22 protein-coding genes are annotated in these 24478 nt (G+C 46.5%); 7 read left to right on the plus strand and 15 right to left on the minus strand.

What is annotated here, in order from left to right; translation table 11 throughout:
* Positions 1-12: 12 nt before the first annotated feature.
* The gene (gene upp / locus AK966_RS02270; protein WP_005445324.1) at positions 13-639 is read right to left on the minus strand and encodes a uracil phosphoribosyltransferase; all 627 of its coding nucleotides are present in this window, start codon (positions 637-639) and stop codon (positions 13-15) included.
* Between the two features lie 178 nt (positions 640-817).
* Between upp and purM the strand changes: the two genes are divergently transcribed.
* Positions 818-1858, plus strand: a complete 1041-nt coding sequence (purM, locus tag AK966_RS02275) for a phosphoribosylformylglycinamidine cyclo-ligase (RefSeq protein ID WP_119463456.1) — start codon at positions 818-820, stop codon at positions 1856-1858.
* Between the two features lie 142 nt (positions 1859-2000).
* Positions 2001-2642: a phosphoribosylglycinamide formyltransferase gene (purN, locus tag AK966_RS02280; protein ID WP_119463457.1), complete on the plus strand. Its 642-nt coding sequence runs from the start codon at positions 2001-2003 to the stop codon at positions 2640-2642.
* Positions 2643-2776: 134 nt separating this feature from the next.
* Here purN and AK966_RS02285 read toward each other — a convergent pair whose 3' ends face one another.
* A complete protein-coding gene (locus AK966_RS02285; RefSeq protein ID WP_119463458.1) occupies positions 2777-3622 on the minus strand; it encodes a class II glutamine amidotransferase in 846 nt (281 codons plus the stop codon).
* Between the two features lie 62 nt (positions 3623-3684).
* Positions 3685-4260: a D-sedoheptulose 7-phosphate isomerase gene (lpcA, locus tag AK966_RS02290; protein ID WP_005436835.1), complete on the minus strand. Its 576-nt coding sequence runs from the start codon at positions 4258-4260 to the stop codon at positions 3685-3687.
* 358 nt (positions 4261-4618) lie between these two features.
* Between lpcA and fadE the strand changes: the two genes are divergently transcribed.
* Positions 4619-7063, plus strand: a complete 2445-nt coding sequence (gene fadE, locus AK966_RS02295; RefSeq protein WP_099079733.1) for an acyl-CoA dehydrogenase FadE — start codon at positions 4619-4621, stop codon at positions 7061-7063.
* A gap of 106 nt (positions 7064-7169) precedes the next feature.
* Here the strand turns inward: fadE and AK966_RS02300 are convergent, their stop codons facing one another.
* The 3 genes from AK966_RS02300 to dnaQ form a co-directional block, all read right to left on the minus strand.
* Positions 7170-7433 (minus strand): DNA polymerase III subunit epsilon, encoded by a 264-nt coding sequence (locus AK966_RS02300; protein ID WP_099079732.1) that lies wholly within the window; start codon positions 7431-7433, stop codon positions 7170-7172.
* 791 nt (positions 7434-8224) lie between these two features.
* The gene (locus AK966_RS02305; protein ID WP_099079731.1) at positions 8225-9475 is read right to left on the minus strand and encodes a TIGR03503 family protein; all 1251 of its coding nucleotides are present in this window, start codon (positions 9473-9475) and stop codon (positions 8225-8227) included.
* Between the two features lie 8 nt (positions 9476-9483).
* Entirely contained in the window at positions 9484-10206 is a 723-nt protein-coding gene (gene dnaQ / locus AK966_RS02310; protein ID WP_099079730.1) for a DNA polymerase III subunit epsilon, read from the minus strand.
* Positions 10207-10264: 58 nt separating this feature from the next.
* Here dnaQ and rnhA point away from each other — a divergent pair, with 58 nt between their 5' ends.
* On the plus strand, positions 10265-10729 hold the full coding sequence (gene rnhA, locus AK966_RS02315; protein WP_099079729.1) for a ribonuclease HI: 465 nt from the start codon (positions 10265-10267) through the stop codon (positions 10727-10729).
* Here rnhA and AK966_RS02320 read toward each other — a convergent pair.
* Positions 10726-11493, minus strand: coding sequence for a class I SAM-dependent methyltransferase (locus AK966_RS02320; protein WP_119463459.1), 768 nt, complete (start codon positions 11491-11493; stop codon positions 10726-10728). The genes rnhA and AK966_RS02320 overlap by 4 nt on opposite strands.
* 35 nt (positions 11494-11528) lie before the next feature.
* On the opposite strand from AK966_RS02320, the gene gloB reads away from it, so the two are divergent.
* The 3 genes from gloB to AK966_RS02335 all read left to right on the plus strand — a co-directional run bounded on the left by gloB (position 11529) and on the right by AK966_RS02335 (position 14794).
* On the plus strand, positions 11529-12287 hold the full coding sequence (gene gloB / locus AK966_RS02325; RefSeq protein WP_099079727.1) for a hydroxyacylglutathione hydrolase: 759 nt from the start codon (positions 11529-11531) through the stop codon (positions 12285-12287).
* Positions 12288-12524: 237 nt separating this feature from the next.
* Positions 12525-14111: a LysM peptidoglycan-binding domain-containing protein gene (locus AK966_RS02330; RefSeq protein WP_119463460.1), complete on the plus strand. Its 1587-nt coding sequence runs from the start codon at positions 12525-12527 to the stop codon at positions 14109-14111.
* On the plus strand, positions 14108-14794 hold the full coding sequence (locus AK966_RS02335; protein WP_099079725.1) for a YIP1 family protein: 687 nt from the start codon (positions 14108-14110) through the stop codon (positions 14792-14794). The genes AK966_RS02330 and AK966_RS02335 overlap by 4 nt, the downstream gene beginning before the upstream one ends.
* Positions 14795-14812: 18 nt before the next feature.
* Here the strand turns inward: AK966_RS02335 and AK966_RS02340 are convergent, their stop codons facing one another.
* The 8 genes from AK966_RS02340 to lpxB all read right to left on the minus strand — a co-directional run bounded on the left by AK966_RS02340 (position 14813) and on the right by lpxB (position 24390).
* Positions 14813-15658: an endonuclease/exonuclease/phosphatase family protein gene (locus tag AK966_RS02340; protein WP_119463461.1), complete on the minus strand. Its 846-nt coding sequence runs from the start codon at positions 15656-15658 to the stop codon at positions 14813-14815.
* 133 nt (positions 15659-15791) lie between these two features.
* Entirely contained in the window at positions 15792-16130 is a 339-nt protein-coding gene (gene glnB / locus AK966_RS02345; protein WP_172438132.1) for a nitrogen regulatory protein P-II, read from the minus strand.
* 139 nt (positions 16131-16269) lie between these two features.
* Complete coding sequence (locus AK966_RS02350) at positions 16270-16584, minus strand: cytochrome c (protein ID WP_099079722.1); 315 nt, start codon at positions 16582-16584, stop codon at positions 16270-16272.
* Between the two features lie 47 nt (positions 16585-16631).
* Complete coding sequence (gene tilS / locus AK966_RS02355) at positions 16632-17948, minus strand: tRNA lysidine(34) synthetase TilS (RefSeq protein WP_119463462.1); 1317 nt, start codon at positions 17946-17948, stop codon at positions 16632-16634.
* A gap of 76 nt (positions 17949-18024) precedes the next feature.
* On the minus strand, positions 18025-18984 hold the full coding sequence (gene accA / locus AK966_RS02360) for an acetyl-CoA carboxylase carboxyl transferase subunit alpha (protein WP_099079720.1): 960 nt from the start codon (positions 18982-18984) through the stop codon (positions 18025-18027).
* A 46-nt stretch (positions 18985-19030) separates the two neighbouring features.
* Positions 19031-22510, minus strand: a complete 3480-nt coding sequence (gene dnaE / locus AK966_RS02365) for a DNA polymerase III subunit alpha (protein WP_099079719.1) — start codon at positions 22508-22510, stop codon at positions 19031-19033.
* A 92-nt stretch (positions 22511-22602) separates the two neighbouring features.
* Positions 22603-23241, minus strand: coding sequence for a ribonuclease HII (gene rnhB, locus AK966_RS02370; RefSeq protein ID WP_099079718.1), 639 nt, complete (start codon positions 23239-23241; stop codon positions 22603-22605).
* Between the two features lie 9 nt (positions 23242-23250).
* Entirely contained in the window at positions 23251-24390 is a 1140-nt protein-coding gene (gene lpxB, locus AK966_RS02375; RefSeq protein ID WP_119463463.1) for a lipid-A-disaccharide synthase, read from the minus strand.
* Between the last annotated feature and the right edge of the window lie 88 nt (positions 24391-24478).

Below are 24478 nucleotides of genomic sequence, written 5' to 3' on the forward strand. Positions count from 1 at the left end.
ATTCAGTAATAATTACTTAGTACCGAAGATCTTGTCACCTGCGTCACCAAGTCCAGGAACAATGTAACCTTTGTCGTTTAGCTTCTCATCGATTGCCGCCGTGTACAGCTCAACGTCAGGGTGTGCTTTTTCTAGTGCTTCAATGCCTTCAGGAGCTGCTACAAGAACAAGTACTTTGATTGCCTGACACCCTTTCTCTTTTAGAAGATCGATAGTTGCGATCATAGAACCGCCCGTTGCAAGCATTGGATCAACAACGAGAGCAATACGCTCATCGATGTTAGAAGCAAGTTTGTTAAAGTATGGCACTGGCTCTAGCGTTTCTTCATCACGGTAGATACCTACAACACTGATACGTGCGCTTGGCATGTGCTCAAGAACGCCATCCATCATACCTAGACCTGCACGCAGGATTGGCACTACGGTTACTTTCTTGCCCTTGATTTGATCAACTTCTACAGGACCGTTCCAACCTTCAATGGTTACTTTTTCTGTTTCAAAGTCTGCTGTCGCTTCGTAAGTAAGAAGGCTACCGACTTCTGTCGCTAACTCACGAAAACGCTTCGTGCTGATGTCACCTTCTCGCATTAGACCAATTTTGTGTTTTACTAGAGGGTGTTTTACTTCAACAACTTTCATTTCCATCTCCGGCTTTTATGGCAATATTTAAATAAACCTTCAGATTATACACTATTTTTGCAGTGTTATAAGGATAGATCGCTGAAGAAAAAAACTAACGCAAACGTTTGCTATCTGTATTTAAGCACTGTTAGAATAGCGCCGTTTTCATATCCAACTTCAACCCGAGGACTTCACTGTGAGTGGTAATAACTCTTCTCTTAGCTATAAAGACGCTGGTGTAGATATTGATGCGGGCAACGCACTTGTAGATCGTATTAAGGGTGCGGTAAAACGTACTCGTCGCCCTGAAGTAATGGGTGGTATCGGCGGTTTTGGCGCATTGTGCGAATTACCAACTAAATACAAACAGCCTGTACTGGTTTCTGGTACCGACGGTGTAGGCACAAAACTTCGCCTAGCACTGGATATGAACAAGCACGACACTATCGGTATCGATCTTGTGGCTATGTGTGTCAACGACCTAATCGTGCAAGGTGCTGAGCCACTGTTCTTCCTAGATTACTACGCAACAGGCAAGCTAGACGTAGACACAGCGGCAGACGTGGTGTCTGGTATCGCTGATGGCTGTGTTCAAGCAGGGTGTGCACTTATCGGTGGTGAAACCGCTGAAATGCCGGGCATGTACGAAGGCGAAGACTACGACGTTGCTGGCTTCTGTGTTGGAGTAGTAGAAAAAGAAGACGTGATTGACGGCACGAAAGTAGCTGCTGGCGATGCTCTTATCGCCGTTGGCTCAAGCGGTCCACACTCAAACGGTTACTCTCTGATCCGTAAGATTCTAGAAGTGTCTGGCGCAGACAAGAACGAAGAGCTAGAAGGCCGTACTATTGGTGAATACTTACTAGAACCAACTAAGATTTACATCAAATCAGCACTTAAGATGATTGAGAAACACGACATCCACGCGATCTCTCACATCACTGGTGGTGGTTTCTGGGAAAACATCCCACGCGTACTGCCTGAAGGCACAAAAGCCGTGATCGACGGTAACAGCTGGGAATGGCCAATCATCTTCAAATGGCTACAAGAGAAAGGCAACGTTGAAACGCACGAAATGTACCGTACGTTCAACTGTGGTGTTGGTCTAGTCGTTGCACTACCTAAAGACCAAGCAGACGCAGCCGTTGCACTTCTAAAAGAAGAAGGCGAAAAGGCATGGGTGATTGGTGAAATCGCTCAAGCTGAAGCCAATGAAGAGCAAGTTGAAATCCAATAACTTGTGAGTTGCGCTACATAAAGATATGAATGAGGACGCCACGTCCTCATTCTGCTATCTGGAACATCGAAAACCATTCTAATAGTAGGTAATTTAGCGGATACGCGCTTCAAACCTACAATACCAAGGCAGTCTCAACATCATGAAAAACATTGTGGTCCTCATTTCGGGTAACGGCAGTAACCTTCAAGCCATCTTGGAAGCTTGCGAAGACAGTAGGCCAAATGCACAAGTCGCAGCGGTGTTCTCCAACAAAGCTGACGCTTATGGTTTGGAACGAGCGAAACAGTTTTATGTGAACGGTCACTTTATCGATCCAAAAGCATTCGACTCACGTGAAGACTTTGATGCTGAACTGATGAAGCGAATCGATGAATACCAACCGGACGTGATTGTTCTCGCAGGTTACATGCGCATTCTGAGCAGCGCGTTTGTTTCCCACTATATGGGTAAAATGATCAACATCCACCCTTCTCTTCTGCCAAAGTATCCTGGTTTACACACCCACCAGCGCGCGATTGATGCGGGTGATAAAGAGCACGGCACCAGTGTTCACTTTGTGACAGAAGAACTCGATGGCGGCCCGGTTATACTGCAAGCAAAAGTACCAGTGTTTGTAGATGATAATGCAGATGCCCTCGCTGCCCGCGTGCAAACTCAAGAGCACAACATCTACCCAATGGTCACTAAGTGGTTAGTCGATGAAAGACTATCGATGAGAGATGGCAAAGCGTACCTTGATGGCTTCGAACTCGGCACACACGGCTACGCCGCAGAAGAGTAAGCCTGAATCCCAAACGAATAAAAGGCAGTCCTCGGACTGCCTTTTATTCGTTATGCTCAACACTAGATATAACACTGATAAAATAAAGCTCGCGATTAAGTGAGCTTTATTCGGTTATTCAGTTTGAGAAGCCATTACTCCAATGGCACCGTCGGCGCTTGGTTGCCCGGCTTCGGTGCAGCAAATGGCACATCTTCTAGTGCCTTAGCATTGTTCAATACCAATTCACCAACATGGAATAAACCGTACTCACCTGGCTTCATTCGATGCCATGTCTCATTGCCAGTTAGCGGCTGAGTCGCAATCACAGAAACCACATCATTTGGCGTCGTCTCTTCTTGGAAATTGATTTCTACATCTTCATCCAACAGGGCTGCTTTACCAAATGGTGCACGACGAGTGATCCAATACAAATGGTTGGTACAGTAAGTCATCACAAACTCACCGTCGCTGAGCAGCATGTTAAACACGCCCTTCTCTTTCAGCTTATCGCAGCACTTTGCGACATAGATAAAGACCGCTTCCATATCCTGAGGTGGTTCAGGGAACTTGTCTTCCATTTGCTTTAATAGCCAGCAAAACGCCATTTCACTGTCAGTTTGCCCAACAGGACGGTGCCGGCCAGAATCTAATTCGTGGTAATCCGTAAGTTGGCCATTGTGTGCAAACGTCCAATAACGCCCCCAAAGTTCTCGAGTAAACGGATGGGTGTTTTCTAAATTTACCCCACCTCGGTTCGCTTGGCGGATGTGACTGATCACCGCACGACTTTTGATCGGGTAATTCTGCACTAATTCAGCAATTTTAGAGTCACAACTTGGGTTTGGATCTTTGAAAGTGCGAAACCCCTTTCCCTCATAGAAAGTGATCCCCCAACCATCACGATGCGGCCCTGTACGGCCACCGCGCTGCATCAATCCTGTAAAACTGAAACAAATATCGGTTGGAACATTTGCGCTCATGCCGAGCAATTCACACATGGTTAAACGAGCTCCTTACCTTAAAACACGCCAACACCGCACCTTCGACGTTAGCATCCTTTTTATTCCATCTCTTTTTCAATCAACTGAATGATGATGTGAATGATTTTGATGTGTACTTCTTGAATACGGTCTGCGTATCCAAAGTGTGGTACGCGAATTTCGATGTCTGCAAGACCAGCCATCTTACCGCCATCTTTGCCTGTTAGTGCGATGGTCTTCATGCCTTTCGCTTGTGCAGCTTCAATCGCTTTTAGGATGTTGCCTGAGTTGCCAGACGTCGATAGACCAAATAGCACATCGCCTTTGCGGCCAACCGCTTCTACGTAACGGGAGAATACGAAATCATAACCGAAGTCATTACTCACACAAGAAAGGTGGCTTGGATCTGAAATCGCGATCCCCGCGTAACCTGGGCGGTTCTCACGGTAACGACCTGTTAGCTCTTCAGCGAAGTGCATCGAGTCACAGTGTGAGCCACCGTTACCGCATGACAATACTTTACCATCTTGCTTAAATGAGTCCGCAATCATTTTCGCTGCTGCTTCGATTTGTGCGATGTTGTGATCATCACTTAAAAACTTATTCAGGACTTCAGCAGCTTCGTTTAATTCACTTCTAATCAGATCTTGGTACATAGGACGTTCTCTTTATTATTTCGGCCTCAGTGGTGAAAAGGCATTCCCACTCGGCATTTGAACTGATGCGAACCTCGCACCGAACATTTCATTAGTCAGAGTTTACCCACAAACGAGAATTAGTGTCGATAGCGAACCGGCAGATTTGGATTCATCATGGTAATAAACTTGCCAACCTGCTTACGAAATCACCATTCAAATCTCAACTTTAGAATTTTAGCTCTACCTAGATCACTTTTTACCCAATATCGTGTTTTACATTTCTTTAATATTTTGATTACACTTACAAGAACTGGTTAGACCTCTTTCCAGGATGCGGACGTACAACATTAATAAAGTCTGAAAAGGAAATAAACATATGGATATCTTGCTCTCAATCGTAGCGCTGACAATTGTGTTAGGCATTACGCTTTACCATAGAATGTCGCTCGTAAAATCCGTTAGCCTGCTTACTGCCGTCATGTTAGCGCTGACCATCGCGGGCTCTGTAGGCCTCATAGGCTGGGCAGTTTACGTGTCTGCGATTGCCGTGTTCACCGTTTCAGGCATTCGCCAATCCCTTATTAGCCGCAAAGCACTAGCACTATTTAAGAAAGTGCTGCCTGCCATGTCTCAAACCGAAAAAGAAGCATTAGATGCCGGTACGGTCTGGTGGGAAGCAGAACTGTTCAAAGGCAAACCGGATTGGCATAAACTTCACGCCATCAAGGCGCCTAAACTAAGCAAAGAAGAGCAAGCCTTCCTAGACGGTCCCGTCAACGAAGTTTGTGCCATGGTGAGTGACTTCCAAGTAACGCATGAACTGGCTGATTTGCCACCAGAAGTATGGCAATACCTGAAAGACAACAAATTCTTCGCCATGATCATCAAGAAGAAATACGGTGGCCTAGAATTCTCAGCGTATGCGCAATCTTTGGTCCTGCAAAAACTAACCGGTGTGTCTGGCGTTCTGTCATCAACGGTTGGTGTTCCCAACTCATTAGGCCCTGGTGAGCTACTGCAACACTACGGTACAGAAGAGCAAAAGAATCACTACCTACCTCGCCTCGCCGAAGGTAAAGAGATCCCATGTTTCGCCCTAACCAGCCCAGAGGCTGGCTCCGATGCGGGCGCAATTCCAGATTTCGGTGTGGTATGTAAAGGCGAATGGGAAGGCGAAGAAGTATTGGGCATGCGCCTAACTTGGAACAAGCGCTACATTACGCTTGCGCCAGTCGCAACCGTACTTGGTCTGGCGTTTAAACTGCGTGACCCAGATGGTCTATTAGGTGACCAGGAAGATCTCGGTATCACTTGTGCGCTTATCCCAACGGATCTAAAAGGCGTTGAGATAGGTAACCGTCACTTCCCGCTTAACGTGCCATTCCAAAATGGTCCAACACGCGGTAAAGACATCTTTGTACCGATGGACTTCATCATCGGTGGCGAGAAAATGGCAGGCCAAGGCTGGCGTATGCTGGTTGAGTGTCTATCAGTCGGTCGTGGTATTACGCTGCCTTCTAACTCAACTGGCGGCATCAAAACGGCAGCATTGGCAACGGGTGCTTACTCGCGTATTCGTCGTCAGTTCAAACAGCCTATCGGCCACATGGAAGGCGTTGAAGAGCCATTAGCACGTCTTGGTGGTAACGCCTACGTGATGGACGCTGCGAGTAACCTCACCGTGGCAGGTATCGACCTAGGTGAGAAACCATCGGTTATCTCGGCTATCGTGAAGTACCACTGTACACACCGTGGTCAGCAAAGCATCATCGATGCGATGGATATTGTCGGTGGTAAAGGGGTTTGCATGGGTCCTTCTAACTTCCTAGCGCGTGGCTACCAAGGTGCCCCGATTGCGGTAACGGTAGAAGGTGCTAACATCCTGACTCGTTCAATGATTATTTATGGCCAAGGTGCGATCCGTTGCCATCCTTATGTTCTAGAAGAAATGAACGCAGCGTACTCAGACGCAGGCGATGCCGTTGAGAAATTCGATAAAGCGCTAGCGGGTCACGTGAGCTTTACCATGAGTAACCTAGTACGAAGCATCTGGTTCGGCCTAAGTGACGGTCTGGGCTCTTCATCACCAACCAAGGATGCAACTAAACGTTACTACCAACAATTGAACCGCTACAGCGCCAACCTTGCCTTGCTATCCGATATCTCTATGGCTGTCCTAGGCGGTTCATTGAAGCGTAAAGAGCGTCTGTCTGCACGTCTTGGTGATATTCTTAGCCAGGTATACCTAAGCTCTGCAACGCTAAAACGCTTCGAACAAGATGGTCGTCCTGTCGAAGATTTGCCACTGGTGCATTGGGGCTTGCAAGACAGCTTGAAGCAGACAGAAGTAGCGATTGATGAGTTCCTGGCGAACTTCCCGAACAAGGTGATTGGCCGAGCACTGCGCGTGTTGATCATGCCATTTGGTCGCGTTCGTAAAGCACCAAACGATAAGCTAGACAGCAAAGTAGCACGTATTTTACAAACGCCAAGTGCAACACGTTCACGCATTGGTCGAGGTCAGTACCTAGAACCAACAGAGCACAACGCTGCGGGTAAGATTGAGCTTGCGCTATCTGTGATTCTTCAAGCTGAACCTGTGTTCGACAAGGTATGTAAAGCACAAGGCAAACGTCGTCCATTCCTACGTTTGGATATGATTGCTCAAGAAGGTCTTGACCAAAGTTTGATCACGCAAGAAGAAGCGGATCTACTGAGAGAAGCAGAGCAGCATCGCCTTGACACCATCAACGTAGACGACTTTGAGCCAGAGGTCTTGGCCGCAAAGCCGCTTTACCCACAGATGGAGCACGTCGCTTAAGTGGTTAATGGCCTAAACGATCAATAGGAACGTAAAACGGGAGCAGAGGCTCCCGTTTTGTATTGAATCTCAGCAAAACAGAGCATGGTCTTAGCTAGAGAAGCGTTTATTCTTTGTTATCTTCTTCAACAATAAACGACTGTTCAATTCTGCGCAGTTCTTCCTGCTCTTTCAGCTTAAGTTCTTCTTGAAGCGTCGCTTTACGTTCGTTCAGTACTTTCTTTTCTGACTTGCTCAAGAACTTCACCGCTTTTTTATTCGCCAATGCGTACGCGACGACATCTTCACCTTTTTCACGACGTTCACTCACGCGTTGCGAGAAACGTTCGTTGTCACGTGCTTTACGTTCAGCTGAACTTAATTTGCTCATTTTTATGCCTTTAATAATAAACAGCAGCCCAATTGCTGCCCTCAGGTAAACAAATGAGAAGTCATTCATATAGCTGATGGCGTGAGTTTAACATAGATAATGGCATGAATAGTGGAGTGATTGCTTTCGTGATTTAGAGTTTATTCTCAAGCGGCTCTATTGAATGAAGCCTCAAACATCCCAGTACGTTGATGGCAGATTCTTAGTCTCGCTGGAGCTCGCTAGAATGACGACTCACTTCCAGTTATCAAACTTCTGTACGCACAGGGGGGCTCAAAAGTATCCCCCAATTATTTATAACCATCTCACTCCAACAACAAATTCACAGAATCACTCATGTTTACACTCAGTTGCACTGTGAAATGGGAGCAATATATCTTCTATTACGCATCAATAACAATTAATCTACATTTAGAAGTTGCTGGTGACTTATCTTCTCGGTTCCCTAATAAAAGCAACTCAGTTGGCTAATTGATTGCTGTGTAACCAAAAAAACAACAGACCACTACCTGATGGTCCTGTTATTACAAATCGTAATCGTATGACAGAAGAAAACTTTAAGCTCTTACTTAAAGAGATTTCTCGGCTAAGTAAGACGCAAAAACTGGCTTTAAATGAAGAATTACAAAGAATTAACAAATCTAACAATAACATTCATCCAATATTAAACCAAGATGAAATAGAGATGTTATCTAGGGTGTTTAGTACGAAAAACACTCCCTAAGTTGATTTGGATATCAAGCAAAAAAGCGGAGCTCATCAGCTCCGCTTTTCAGTCTAAATCTTCAATATTATTTCTTCGGGACTTCCAATTGCATCTCTGGGATGGATTCACGCCTTGCTCGCAGCTTAGACCATACTACCCACAGCAATACCACCAGTATCAAAACGATGACGTTACCAACCGCAATGATGATCATGCTGCGCTTACGTTCCGCTTCGCGCTCGGCGAGGATACGTTTCTCCATCTCAATACGGTGCTGTTCTGCCAGTTCGGCTTCTTTGGCTTTACGAGCAACTTCTAGGTTAATTTCATCCACAACACTAAAACCTTGCTCCTCAATTGGGAAGACCAGTGAACGTTTGGTGGCTAAATCGGTGGCAAAGATTTCCCCTTTCCAGGCGTATTTACCTAATTCCGGGTCGTTATCCATTTTAAGCGTGGTTTTCGTGCCGTCAGCCGACACTTGACCTTGGCTGTAACTGATGAAACCATCCGGTGCTTCTTGCTCAATGTTAACGGCAATTGAGCCGGGAGTGATCATCCCCTGCTCACCGCTGACCACCAGCTGATGAGGTTGGTCTGGGTGGCGTGATTGAATAAAAGTACGTGTAACTGGCGTTGGATACACCAGAACGACTTGCTCTTGCGCTCGTAGAAATACTCCGTTGCCGGAAGTGATACGCGCGCGGTATTTGCCCGGCTCTGCATCAATGGGTAACTGAACCGTAAATACGCCATCGCCGGCTCTTTCATCCAAACCTCGGCCATCATCGGAGAACTCACCAATCACCATCGGGATTGGTCGCGCTTCCTTAATCAGTTGATCTTCGTTCTCAACAAATTTGGTAAAGGTCACACGCAGGTTAACGCGATCCAAAAAATCACGCAGTACCAGCGGCATACCATCGGAGGTTAAACGTGAGGTGAACTTCAGCGCTTCGCTTTTATAAAGACGGGTTGGGAATACATCCGTGCTGAGCTTAAGGTGTGAAATCAAGCGAATGTTATTTTTCGGGGTCACTTTGCCCACCGCTTGCCATGGACCTGGCATTGGGCTGTCTATAGAAATAATGTCTAAAGAGGACTCCTGATACCAGCGTACGTTATCGTAAGTACCCCATGCATAATACTTTTTACCATCCGGGCGTACTAATACAACTGGCTGAGAGCTTTGTTCACGATAAACCAAAAAGGTGATTTGCTCGATGCTTGGGTCAACTCGAAAGCGGTTATCTAACAAAGACATGGCGGACTCGCTCGCAGCAAACGCAAAACAACTCCAGATCGCTAAAACAGCGATCGACAAAGCCCTCAACATAGCTTCTCCTATAAGTGCCAGATACAGTTATCCACCAGCTCTAATCTTTTCTGGTGTGCATCTAGTTCATCGGCACTTGCACGCAAAACCTTTAGCCCTTTTCTTCCTTCTACGCGACGAATGCCTTCTGCTTCACCCTCTTTTTTGTTGGCATTGAATTCTAGACTCGTTTGACCACCCGTCATTAGGAGGTAAACGTCGGCTAGAATCTCCGCATCGAGCAATGCCCCGTGGAGAGTACGGTGTGAGTTATCAATGCCATAACGTTCACACAATACATCGAGGTTGTTTCGCTTGCCCGGGAAGATTTTCTTCGCCATGGCAAGGGTATCGGTCACCTTACAATAATCATCCGTTTTACCGATATTTGGATCGAGCATTTCAAACTCGTAATCCATAAAACCGGTATCGAAGGGCGCGTTGTGGGCAACCAGTTCGGCACCTTTAATGAAGTCTAAGAACTCTTGGTGAACGCTTGCATAGTCGGGCTTGTCGACCAAAAACTCGTCGGTAATACCGTGAACGCCTATTGCTTCTGGCTGAATTTCACGATCCGGCTTGAGGTAGACATGGAAGTGACGACCAGTCAGCTTACGGTTGATGATCTCCACGGCACCGATTTCAACGATGCGATGGCCCATGTAGTGTGGACCACCTTCTAAATTCATACCCGTGGTTTCGGTATCGAGAACGACAATACGATTATGTTCAGAATTGCTGCTGGTATTCATAAGGTTATGTGTGTCAGACTATGCTTTATTAAATGATTCGGCTAATAGTACCAAAAATATGACCAAACACGTTGAGATTTTCACAGACGGATCTTGTTTAGGAAATCCTGGCCCAGGTGGATACGGCATCGTTTTACGTTACAAGCAAACGGAAAAGACCCTCGCTAAAGGTTACACCCTGACCACCAATAACCGCATGGAAATGTTGGCCGCAGTGGTCGCACTCCAAACGCTTAAAGAGCCTTGCCAAGTTACATTAACCACCGATAGCCAATATGTGCGCCAAGGCATTACGCAGTGGATTCACAACTGGAAGAAACGTGGTTGGAAAACCGCAGATAAAAAACCGGTAAAGAATGCCGACTTGTGGCAAGCGCTAGACAAAGAAACCGCTCGCCATCACGTCGATTGGCGCTGGGTAAAAGGCCATGCAGGTCATCGAGAAAATGAAATCTGTGATGAACTTGCACGTACAGCCGCTGAAAATCCAACCGAAGAAGACACCGGTTATCAGCCATCTTAGACTGCTGACCTAAATTTCTCGTTAGATACTTTCCTAACCGTATTACCCTCTCGATTCATGACTCCCAATGGCGCAAGTTTTCTTTTCATACGCCAATGTGGCTTGATAGGTTGAAGAGGGTAAGTTCGCTTACGAGCAACGATGTAATACAAGCTTCCTGCTGATGAAGCCCAATCTCCCAAACTGTTTTCTAACCACGTCCATAACGTTTTATAACGCATCATTGGAAACAATGCATAGCGATCGCAATGGATCACCTGATAGTTCAGCACGCCCAACCAATCCTTAATGCGGCTAGAGGTGAACATACGACTACTCCATGGCAAGTTATTTTTACGCCAAGGTAATAAGCTCGCAACGCCCGTAAAGCTGAACGGATTGAATCCGGTAATAATAAGGTAACCGTCATCCATCATCACGCGATCCACTTCTCGCAACAGTCGGTGGGGGTCACTTGCATAGTCAAGCTGATGAGCTAGCAGGACAACATCAAAGCTTTTCTCTAAAAAGGGTAATTCGTAACCATCTGCGATGACATTATGCAACGGGTTCTGGATATCTACGTTAACTTGGTGTTGAATGTTACAATTACAACTGGTTAACTCGCAGCTCAACCCGCCCAATTTTAACATGTGGTAGCCGAACAATTTCGGGCACCATTCGTCAAGTCGGGTTTGGATTGACTCATATACCCAAGGGCCATTGTTCATGTCTGACCAAGTCGATGGGTGCTGGATAGTTTTGTTGCTGAGTGCTGGTTTCATTTACCACCTGCTAATAGGGTGACGGAGAACGAATCGTGTTACAGATCAAAAGCATACCTGCATTTAATGATAATTACATCTGGCTGATACAAAATAGCCAGAAACGTTGTGCCGTGGTCGACCCAGGCGATGCAAAACCAGTATTGGCATATCTACAGGCTAACGAGTTAACTTTAGAAGCAATCCTAATTACACACCACCACAACGATCACATCGGCGGCGTTCCAGATTTGGTTCGTGCGTTTCCTCACGTTTCGGTTGTAGGACCAAAGGCAGAGCCAATCCCAACCTTAACCAATGCGATGGAAGAAGGCGATAAGCTTGAGCTATTCGGTGAAATCTTTATGGTGCTAGGGCTGCCTGGTCACACGTTAGGTCACATTGGCTATGTGGGTGACGGTAAGCTGTTCTGTGGTGATGTGCTGTTCTCTGCAGGGTGTGGTCGTGTGTTTGAAGGAACGCACGAGCAAATGTTCGAATCCCTGAGTAAAATTGCGGCACTACCAGAAGAGACCGAAGTTTTCTGTGCACATGAATATACCGCGAGCAACGTCGCCTTTGCCCTTGCTGTAGAGCCCGACAATGACCACTTACGCCAATATCGCGATGATGTGAACCGTCTGCGCGCACAGAACATTCCAACGATTCCAACCACACTACGCAAAGAGAAATGGATTAACCCATTCCTACGTACCACTCAGCCAGAAATAGTAAAATCGGTCGCGAACCGCATCGAAAATAGCGATCCATGCTCGGTTTTTGCGGCTCTGCGTGAATGGAAGAACGAATTTTAACCATTTTTTACTTGTAACTTTATCGGACACAAGTATTATCTTCAGCTTAATTTTTTATAGAAGCGCCTCCGGCGCTTCTATTGTGTTTGGGGTAATGTAAACCTGATTGCATTATACCCAAGCGCATAATTGAGGCATTGCCCTCGTCCTTTAGTGTTAGAAGATGCCTAATATCTGACGGCTACCTCGCTTAACAATGGGTAAGTGTCGATAATAGGTCCTCAATAGGTTTAATCCATGCGTTTAAAGTACACTTTGGCGTTGACGTTACTGCTATCTGGCTGTCAATTAGCTCAACCAGATTCGACCAACTCTCCAACCCAAGAAACCAATAACCCTGAGCAAATTGTAAAACAAGACAAAGCTCAGGCTGATTCCTCTAAAAAGCAACCTGTCGCGAAGGAAACGGCAAAACCGACGCCAAAAGTGATTGCTCCTCAGGATCAAGAGGATGTATGGCAACGTATCGCTATGCAATTGGACATGGACATCCCAGACAACAAAAAAGTTGCGTATTACCGCACTTGGTATTTAAAGCACCCAAGCCACCTTCGCACTGTATCTAAACGCGCAGAGCCGTTTTTGTACATGATTACCAAACGAATCGAAGAACGTGGTCTACCCATGGAACTGGCGCTTTTACCGGTCGTAGAAAGCTCATTTGATGCCTTTGCCTACTCGCACGGTAGTGCCGCAGGCCTGTGGCAATTCGTTCCTGGTACCGGCAAAATGATGGGGCTTGAGCAAAACTATTGGTACGACGGCCGCCGTGATGTTTCCGCGTCTACTGATGCTGCTCTTAGCTACCTAGAACAGCAAAGTAAGCGTTTTGATGGCAACTGGCAGCACGCCATTGCAGCCTACAATAGTGGCGGCGGTCGTGTATCCAGTGCGATTCGTAAAAACAAGAAACTAGGTAAGCCAACCGATTTCTTCTCTTTGGATCTACCAAAAGAAACCAGTAGCTACGTACCTAAACTCCTTGCCTTAGCGGACATTGTCGCGAACCAAGAGAAATATGGTATCGATATTCCTGCGATTCCTAACAAGCCAGTGCTCACGCTTATTGATCCAAAAGAACAGCTCGATCTGGCTATTGCCGCAGATTATGCCGGTATTGGGGTTAAAGAACTGCAAAGTTACAACCCAGCTTACAACCAATGGTCTACCGCACCGGATGGTCCACACCAGCTTCTCATTCCAGTAGAGAAAAAGGATCAATTCCTTGCTCAAGTGAATAAAAATCGTGGTAAGGGTGTAAAAGTGGCGCGCTACAAAGTGAAGTCAGGTGACTCTCTGAGCATGCTAGCCAACAAATACGGTACAACAACCAAAGTGATTCGTCGTGCAAACGGCCTATCGAACAATAATATCCGCATTGGTCAGTACCTGCTGATCCCAACCTCAACCAAAGACGACTCTAAGTATGCGTTAAGTGCCGAGAATCGCTTAAACAAAACGCAATCTCAAGCTCGTGGTCAATTTAAGCTGACTCACGTTGTTCAATCTGGTGAGAGCTTGTGGTCCATTGCAAAAGAGAACAAAGTTTCTCATCAGTCTCTGGCGAAATGGAACGGCATGGGGCCAAAAGACACCTTACGCGTTGGCCAAAAAGTGGTGATCTGGAAGAACTCCGACAAAGGCGCAGTCATTCGCACTGTGTTCTACAATGTGCGTTCTGGCGACACCATCAGCGGCATTGCGAGCAAGTTTAAGGTGAAGAGCAACGACATCGTGAAATGGAATTCTCTTCAAAAGCAGCAGTACCTGAAACCAGGTCAGAAGCTTAAGTTGTATGTTGACGTAACCAAGGTAAGTGTATGAACCCATCGAGTAACCCTCTTGTAATGTTGTTGGATATTTTCCGTTCTCCAACATCTTGCTTCTTAGCGCTGTATCAGCGTGGAGGCTGGGGATGGCAACCTTTCATCGTGTTGGTGATCAGTCCATTTCTATTTTGGGGGGCCTATTTCTCGAATGTCGATTTTACTTGGTTGAGTGAGCAGCTCACCGCTCAGTTCCAACAGATCGATCCAAAGCAGATTGAGCTGTTGGAACCAAACACCTTGATGGCCACGGCGATCATTAATGATGTATTTAACCGCTTTGCGACATTGCTACTGCTGGCGCTTTGGTTCTTCTTAGCAACGAAAGCAAGTAAACAACAATACGGTTACTGGAAATGGTTTGCTGCATCGTGTGCAATTCTGTTTCCTGCCGTTTTGGGAGATATTGCAAGCTATGCGAGTCTGCTGCTTAAACACGGTCAGGTGATGACATACGCTGCCGATTTAAACAGCTTAAATGGTCTACTAAAGCTACCGCTAACCAGCGAATGGTCTCACTTTGCTAGCTCACTACCACTGCTTCTGCCTTGGTACATAGTATTGGGCTACGGTATCGTACTGACTTGGACTGAGTTCGAACGCGGACAGGCTCTTGTTATTGCTAGCCTGCCATGGATGGCGTTCTACGTGATTTGGGCATTGTACATCGTTATTGCTTAAGCGTTTGAAATACAATGACTAGTCGTTAAGCGTAAACGATACCAATAATGGGTTATGATCGGAAGCGTCGCTCTGCGGCGCTTTCGCATTTTTGAACATCAGCCCTCGATAAAAAATATGATCAAGCGGTAAGCCATTAATGAACTGGGTTCGGTTATCCGGGCTAAACTGGACTTCTTGCAAGTTAGCTTTGTGTAGGACTTTCTTCATCGCAGCAATACGCTCCCCACTCCAGCTGTTAAAGTCTCCCGCAAACAAAACCGGACCTTTGTGCTCTTTAAGCACCTTTTCAAGCGTTGTAAGTTGAGACGTGTACTCTTCTGTCCCCACCGTGAAGTTAATAGCGTGAATGTTGATCACCGCTAAGGTTTGACCATTACTCAACAGATACTTACTATACAACGCGGACTTAGGCAATCGTAGCCACGGCTCTTTTGAAGTGTAAGCGCAGGCTCGAATAGGTTCGTCCTGGGCGATAGTGATTACGCCAGCGCCATTACCTAACGCCTTAAATGCACTCACTTGATTGCTGACCCAATGCCCTTCTATCAGCCAAGTTTTAAACTCATCGGTTAAGCTGGCTTCTTGCAGTAACAATAACTGCTTATTAGCGGAGAGTGAGTTCAACACTTGTTGCCAATTCTCTTTGTTTTGCTTGTAAATATTCCACACCAGTACATTCAGTTCACCGTGCTTGTCCAACACTTGTGGCGCGTCAAACTCCATGCAGCGAATCTCTTGAATAATCTTCGTGCCTGTCTGAGTAATGATTTGTGGGTGCTCTGGCACAATGAACACCAAATGAAAAGCAGTCACAGCCGCCAAACTAAGAAAAGCGAGAGAAAGAAAAAAGCGCTTAAACATAATCCAACCTAAACAATTAATAATCTGAGCTTGGGATAACCAATGAAAAAGGAGCCATACATAGGCTCCCTTTTAGCTTAATCAAATATTCATCACATATCGTAGTGAAATCGAATATCTATCTGAATAGAGATTAGATCGCGTCTTCGTCTTCTTCACCCGTACGGATACGAACCACACGCTCAATGTCTGTTACGAAGATCTTACCATCACCGATCTTACCAGTTTGTGCCGTTTCGATGATGGTGTCTACGCACTTATCTGCTACGTCTTCAGTCACAACGATTTCTAGCTTCACTTTAGGAAGGAAATCCACCATGTATTCTGCACCGCGGTACAGCTCTGTGTGACCTTTCTGACGACCAAAGCCTTTGACTTCAGAGACAGTCATCCCTGTAATGCCTACTTCAGCCAATGCTTCTCGGACATCATCCAATTTGAATGGCTTAATAATCGCTTCAATCTTTTTCATGTTCATCCCTTAAGCTTCAATCGTTTGCGCATATTATCGGTTAGCATCTCACAACATTCAATGCCTGTCATAATTCCGAGGTAAAAATACTGAAAAAGCCAGAGCATTGCCCTGCCCTTGTCTCTATAATGTGTTGCGATTACTTAAGGCTTGAATAGTAAGCCGCTAAGTTGGCGATATCCGCGTCAGACAGTAATGATGCTTGTGCCTGCATAACTGCCGCTAAGCCACCCGTGCGTTGACCATCTTTATAAGACTTAATTGAGCTCACGATATATTGCTCATTCTGACCTTTTATATTTGGGTAACCCGGAATCACGGCAATACCGTCTGGGCCATGACAAGCGGCACATACCGCAGCTTTCGCTTGCCCAGCTGCTGCATCACCGGATGCCAATGCTTGACCACTCATCATCGTTAACGCTACCACTGCGACCATGATCACTTTCTTCATTACTTCACCTGAATTTGTTGTATTTATAGCCAGCATTGTGTCATAAGTTACAATAACTTGCGCCACACTAGCTCACAATCCTGACCGCCAAAGGCTTGATCAACGAACAAATCCGCCACAGCCACCACTTGATCTTGATACATCAAGATCGGCATTTTCCGACGAAGCCAACTTGGCACGTTGTATTCCTGAAACAGCTTTTTCAGCTTGCGACTGTGACCCCGTGTGGTTGGGTGCGCAGTGAGTCCCTCAGGATTAAAAGTCACTCTTAGACGCTCTGGATAGGGTGGTAAGGCAATATTGGCTTGATTCGATGTCGTAGTCAGCGTTAATTCTCCCAACCGCTCAGGAAGCGGTAACGCAACGTCCAATTGAAGCGAACTTTGCCACGCACTCACGTCTACCGTTTCGGTGACCCAATAAAGTCGATGTTGAAAACGTCGCACTTCACCTTGTTTCAACTTTAGCTTTGGATTCGCATCTTGCTGAGCTAACGCGACTTCATTCCAAATCAAACTCAATTGTGTCTGACTGGGCATATTGACGTTTAATTTTGCTAACCACATACGAATCAAATGCGCACGAGCAAGATCACTGTGTGAGGTTAGGCCGCCAATCCTCAAGCTAAAATCAGGGTGTAGCGTTTGTTCAAAAGTGGCGCCTAACAACTCATCAAGCAGTGCTTCTTGTTGGGCACATAAGCTAGCACTGCGTTGAACGGCTTGATGAATATTCGGCCAACGAGCAGCGAGTTCTGGAACAATACGATGGCGTAAGAAGTTTCGATCATAGCGCGTATCTTGGTTGCTCTCGTCCTCAACCCATTCAAGACCAAGGCGATGCGCGATACGTTCAATTTGCTCACGACGAACTGAAAGAATCGGACGAACTAACATGCCCCCCGAAAAAGGCATGCTTTCTGCCATTGAGGACAACCCTTTTGGGCCACTTCCACGTTTAAGAGCAAGCAGGAAAGTCTCTACTTGGTCATCCGCATGCTGACCTGTCAGGAGTAAGTCACCGTCTTGAACATGCTTGGCTAATGCGTGATAGCGCGCTTCACGAGCCAGCAGTTCAATGCTCTCACCACTATGGATGTCTAAACTGACACGCTCAATGGTGCATGATATACCGGCTTGCTTCGCCCACAAGACGCATTTCTCTGCCCAGTCATCGGCATTGGCACTCAGGCCATGATGAACATACACTGCGTGGCAAGTCACTGAGCGAGCTCGTTGATAGCGGCTGAGCAGTTCAAGTAATAAACGCGAATCCACCCCACCACTGAAGGCCAAGACGATCTTAGTTTTAGGCTGGTAATGTGCGTCTAGTACATGAGCAACATGTGGGTAAAGCGATTCCATAAGCGATCCGATAGGTACAAAAAAGGGCTGGACGTTTGCCCAACCCTTTCTATTTTATCCGTTCTCTTGCGAGATATCAGCAGTAACCGTAGTTCATTAGACGCTGATAACGACGCTCAAGTAGTGTTTCTTGATCAAGCTGCTCAAGATCTTCAAGCTGTCGAAGCAGGTTTGCTTTCATGTTAGCTGCCATTTGAACGTGGTCACGGTGCGCACCGCCTAGTGGTTCATCGATGATTTCATCAATAAGGCCCAGCTCTTTTAGACGAGGGGCAGTTAAGCCCATCGCTTCCGCTGCTTGTGGTGCTTTATCTGAATCACGCCATAGAATTGATGCACAACCTTCTGGAGAGATGACTGAGTACGTAGAGTACTGAAGCATGTTCACGTAGTCGCCGACGCCGATGGCCAATGCACCACCAGAACCACCTTCTCCCACCACGTTACAGATCACTGGCACTTTAAGACCAGACATTACTTTAAGGTTTTTTGCGATGGCTTCAGATTGGCCACGCTCTTCTGCACCAACGCCAGGGTATGCCCCCGCCGTATCGATAAAGGTGATGATTGGCATCTTGAAGCGTTCTGCCATTTCCATTAGACGTAGTGCTTTACGGTAACCTTCTGGTTTTGGCATACCGAAGTTACGTTTTACCTTCTCTTTGGTTTCACGGCCTTTCTGATGACCGATGATCATCACAGGGCGGCCTTCAAGACGAGCAATACCGCCAACAATCGCTTTATCATCAGCGAATGCGCGATCACCCGCAAGCTCGTCAAATTCTTCAAATACATGCTGAATGTAATCAAGCGTGTATGGACGTAGAGGGTGACGAGCCAGTTGAGCTGTTTCCCATGCACCTAAATTACTGAATGTTTTTTTCTTCAGTTCTAGGCTCTTTTTCTCAAGCTGTTCGATTTCTTTATCCAGGTCAATCGCAGAATCCCCACCGTGGCGGGAAACATCGCGTAGCGCTTCGATTTTTGCTTCTAGCTCTGCGATTGGCTTTTCAAATTCAAGAAAGTTTAGGCTCATCTATGAATCCTTTTGACTCAGCGTCTTACGTATCGCGCTGAATTTTTTAGTTAAATTCGAGTTCTACCTGGCCTTTACCAAGTAACTGTTGTAAATCTTCTAGTAATGTATCACTTGGCGTCACGCGCCATTCTGTGCCCAATGTTAACCGCGCTCTGGCGTCGGCACGTTGGTAGTATACATTGATAGGGACAGTTCCGGCTTTATGCGGTTCTAAAATACGACTAAATTGCTCGAAGAACTTGTCATTGATTTGGTTTGCATCAATTGATACTGACAAACCACGGGCGTATTTTTCACGTGCACTGCCGAGATCCATCACTTCACGCGCTGACATTTTAAGCCCACCGTTGAAATCATCAAAGCTGACCTGTCCCGATACGACCAAAATTTTATCTTTTTCGAGAAGTTCTGCATACCTATCAAGTGCATCTGAAAATAGCATCACCTCCATTCGACCACTTCGATCATCCAACGTCATGATACCGATGCGGGTTCCGCGCTTTGTGGTCATCACACGCGCGGCAATCACGAGACCAGCAATGGTCACCGATTGATCACGACGTGTCGGCGTTGCGTCTTTAAGTCGACAACTGGTGTATTTGTTCAGTTCCTTCAGATAGGCGTTAATTGGGTGCCCGGTCAAATATAAACCGAGCGTTTCACGCTCACCCTCTAGCCATATTTTTTCAGGCCAAGCTGGCACTTGTGTGTACTTATGCTCCACTTCTTCTGGTGCATCCGTCAGCACGCCAAACATATCGGCCTGACCAAACGCTTCGGCTTGATGGTGTTGGCTCGCCGCTTTTACGGCATCATCCAAAGAGGCCATGAGTGCGGCGCGATGAGGGCCTAATCGATCCAGTGCGCCCGCGTAAATCAATTTTTCAATCACACGCTTATTAACTTTCTTCAGATCAATACGCGCACAGAAATCGAACAGATCTTTAAAGTATCCGCCTTTTTTGCGAGCAGCTAAAATCGCATCAATCGGACCTTCACCCACCCCTTTAATCGCGCCAATACCGTAAACAATCGCGCCGTTTTCATCCACGTTAAAACGGTACAACCCTGAGTTAATATCTGGCGGTAGAACGGTGAGCTTCATTCGCAAACATTCGTCTACTAAGCCAACGACTTTTTCCGTGTTATCCATATCGGCCGTCATTACCGCCGCCATGAATTCTGCCGGATAGTGGGTCTTCAGCCAAAGCGTCTGATAAGAAACCAGTGCATAAGCGGCCGAGTGCGATTTGTTAAAGCCGTAACCCGCAAACTTTTCTACCAAGTCGAAGATTTTCATCGCCAACTCGCCGTCGACGCCATTCTTTATCGCACCGTCTTCAAAAGTCGCACGCTGCTTAGCCATCTCTTCTGGCTTTTTCTTACCCATTGCTCGGCGAAGCATATCCGCACCACCAAGGGTGTAACCGGACAGAACCTGCGCGATCTGCATAACCTGCTCTTGGTACAGAATGATGCCGTAAGTCGGATCGAGGATCTCTTTTAGTGATTCGTGTTGCCACTTTTCATCTGGGTAAGAGATCGCTTCTCGGCCATGTTTACGGTCGATAAAGTTATCTACCATGCCTGATTGCAGCGGTCCTGGACGGAACAGTGCTACCAGTGCGATGATGTCTTCGAAACAGTCAGGCTGAAGACGTTTGATCAGTTCTTTCATACCACGCGATTCCAGCTGGAATACCGCGGTGGTTTCTGAGTTCTGTAACAAACGGAAAGAGGCTGGATCCGCAAGAGGTATTGACTCGATACGAACGGGCTCTTTACCCTCTTGCTCTAGGCGCGGATTAATCAGACCAAGCGCCCAATCGATGATGGTTAGAGTTCGTAAACCCAAGAAGTCGAACTTAACCAAGCCAGCGGTTTCAACGTCATTTTTATCAAATTGAGTCACTGGGAAGTGACCTTCCGAGTCCGCATAGATCGGTGCAAAATCCGTAATGGTCGTTGGTGAAATAACCACACCACCCGCATGCTTACCGGCATTTCGGGTACAACCTTCTAGAATACGACACTTATCGATGAGCTCTTTGACTTCTTCATCCGCGTCATACAACTCAGGTAACGCCGGTTCAGCTTTGAACGCTTTCTCCAACGTCATGCCAGGATCAGGCGGGATCAACTTCGAGATGCGGTCAACGAAACCAAATGGGTGACCAAGTACACGGCCTACGTCGCGGATAACCGCTTTCGCTGCCATGGTACCAAAGGTGATGATCTGCGACACCGCGTCACGGCCATACATTTCGGCTACGTGGTCTATAACTTGATCACGTTTATCCATACAGAAATCGACGTCGAAATCGGGCATGGAGACACGCTCTGGGTTCAAAAAACGTTCGAAGAGCAGATCGTATTCCAACGGATCAAGATCGGTGATTTTCAGGGCATATGCCACTAACGAGCCCGCACCAGAACCACGCCCCGGACCTACTGGAATATCATTGTCTTTTGACCATTGAATGAACTCCATTACGATCAGGAAATAACCCGGGAAGCCCATTTGGTTGATTACGTCGAGTTCGATTTGTAAGCGCTCGTCATATTCTGGACGACGCGTTAAGCGCTCTTTCTCATCTGGGAATAGGAATTCTAAACGTTCTTCCAAACCTTCGCGTGACTTCATGACCAAAAATTCGGTCTCTTTCATCCCTTCTGTTGGGAAGGCTGGCAGGAAGTATTCACCTAAACGTACGGTGACGTTACAACGCTTGGCAATCTCAACACTGTTTTCCAATGCTTCTGGAATGTCCGCAAACAGCTCACACATTTCTTCTTCAGTGCGTAAGTACTGCTCTGGGCTGTAATTTTTTGGACGACGTGGATCTTCTAAGGTATAGCCATCATGGATCGCCACGCGAATTTCGTGCGCATCAAACAGATCTTCGCTGATGAACACCACTTCGTTGGTTGCTACCACTGGCAGGTCTTCTTGCTCTGCCAGTTCAACAGCAAAGTGCAAATAGGTCTCTTCATCTGGACGGCCAGTACGAACCAACTCCAGATAAAAGCGATCGGCGAAGTGTTGTCGATAAAACTCAACACAATCCTGGACAAGCTTGCGGTTGCCTTTAAGTAATGCTTTACCTATCTCACCGTTTTTTGCACCAGAAAGGACAATAAGCCCTTCTGATAGCTCAGCAAGCCAAGCTTTATCAATGACAGGTTGATGTTGGACATGACCACGTAAGTACGCTTTCGAGATCAGCAGCGTTAAGTGCTTATAACCCGTGTTGTCTGCTGCGAGTACGGTTAATTGTGTCAGCTCCTCACCAAATTCATCGGACTGCATTTTGAAATCTGCACCAATGATCGGCTTCACACCGCAACCGTGTGCTGTGCCGTAGTATTTCACCAAACCACATAAGTTGGTGAAATCGGTCAGTGCCATTGCTGGCATGCCGAGCTCGGCGACTTTCTTAACTAGCGGTGGAACTTTGTTGATACCATCCACCATCGAGTAATCACTATGGACACGAAGGTGAATGAACTTGGGATCTGACATTAGCAGGTACCGTGTAACTAAATCTTTTATGGAATTCTAACCTAAAGGGGACGTGGATTATAACCTCGTTATACGCCAATCCCGAATTTGGTCTACTCTTCGATGCCCAGGGCTTTCTTTACTGGCTTAAAGCTCTTGCGATGTTCGTTGATCACACCGTGCTGTTCGATGGCTTCAAAGTGCGCTTTGGTTGGGTAACCTTTGTGCTTCGCAAAGCCAAATTGCGGGTATTGTTTATCCAGCTCTTCCATTTCTTGGTCACGTACGACTTTAGCAATGATGGATGCCGCACTGATTTCTGCCACGCGTAAGTCGCCTTTCACCACTGCTTGAGCGTCCATTGGCAGCGCAGGACAGCGGTTTCCATCGATAAGCGCCAAATCTGGCTGAACTTTCAAACCGGCAATCGCACGCTGCATCGCCACCATGGTCGCTTGTAGGATGTTCAGTTCATCAATCTCTTCAGGTGAACAACGGCCAACAGACCAGGCTAATGCCTTCTCTTTGATTTCTGGAAGCAAAGCCAAGCGCTTTTTCTCACTGAGTTTTTTTGAATCGTTCAATCCTTCAATTGGATTATTCGGGTCCAAAATGACCGCAGCGGTAACCACATCACCAACCAGAGGGCCACGCCCTACTTCATCCACACCAGCGACCAATTGGTAACCTTGTGGGTATTCAAACGGTGGGAGCTCAACTTTCGCTTTTGTGGTTTTTGCCTTCACAGCCATGGTAAATCTCTATTTCTCTATCAGTGTTAATACCGCATTTGCGGCTTGTTGATCCGCATTTTTTTGGATCCAGTGGTGCATTTCGGTGAACTTATCCAACATTCTTTGGTTATCGCTCTCTAGTAAACGAGACACTTCGTTGAATAAGTTTTCTGGTGTGCAGTCTTCTTGCAAATACTCTTTTACCAGTTCGCTATCAGACAAGATGTTAGGTAACGATACGTATTTTGTTTTTAGCAGACGTTTGGCGAGGAAAGCAGTAACAGCATTCACACGGTAGCCAACCACCATCGGACGCTTCAGCAACATACATTCTAGCGCAACCGTGCCTGACGCCAACATGACGACATCAGAAGCCGTAATCACGTTACGGGCCGTATCATCCACCAGTCTGAAATCTAGCTCTGGTGCGAGAACTTTCCAGGCTTGCTCAAACTGCTCACGACGTTTTGGGTTAACAAGCGCAACCACAAACCCCAGTTCGGGAAATGTCTGATGCAGTCGTCGACAAGTTTCGATAAATGGCTCAGACAACATTTTCAGTTCACTACCACGACTGCCAGGTAACACGGCCAGCCATTTTTTATCTTGCTCTAAGCCCAATAATTCACGAGCGGGCGCTTTTTCTGACTGCAATGGAATCGCATCTGCCAACGTGTGGCCAATAAACTCACAAGGCACATTGAATTTGTCGTAAAACGCTTTTTCAAATGGTAGAAAAGCCAATACTAAGTTGGTCGCTGCTTCAATCTTAAAGATACGCTTTTGACGCCAAGCCCAAACGGAAGGGCTAACGTAATGCACGGTTTTGATACCCGCGTTCTTCAAATCTAGCTCAACACGTAAATTAAAATCCGGCGCATCAATACCAACAAAAACATCTGGCGGATTTTGAGTGAAGTACTTAACCAACTCAGCTTTAACCTTTAGCAATCTTGGCAAACGGCCTAAGACCTCAACCAACCCCATGACGGCGAGCTCTTCCATATCAAAAAGAGATTCACAGCCTTGGGCGATCATTTTCGGTCCGCCAATACCAACAAATTCCGCATTTGGGTACTGCTCTTTCACCGCTTTGATAAAACCTTCACCAAGCGTATCGCCTGATAGTTCTCCGGCAATGATGCCAATACGTAATGGTTTTTCCATGTTCATTCCGATTGTGTCCTATGCACTATGGATAAGGGAGCACCTTATCCATAAAACACAAAAAGATCGCAGCCTAATCTAGGCGCGA

Source organism: Vibrio sp. PID23_8, assembly GCF_003584965.1.
GTDB lineage: Bacteria > Pseudomonadota > Gammaproteobacteria > Enterobacterales > Vibrionaceae > Vibrio.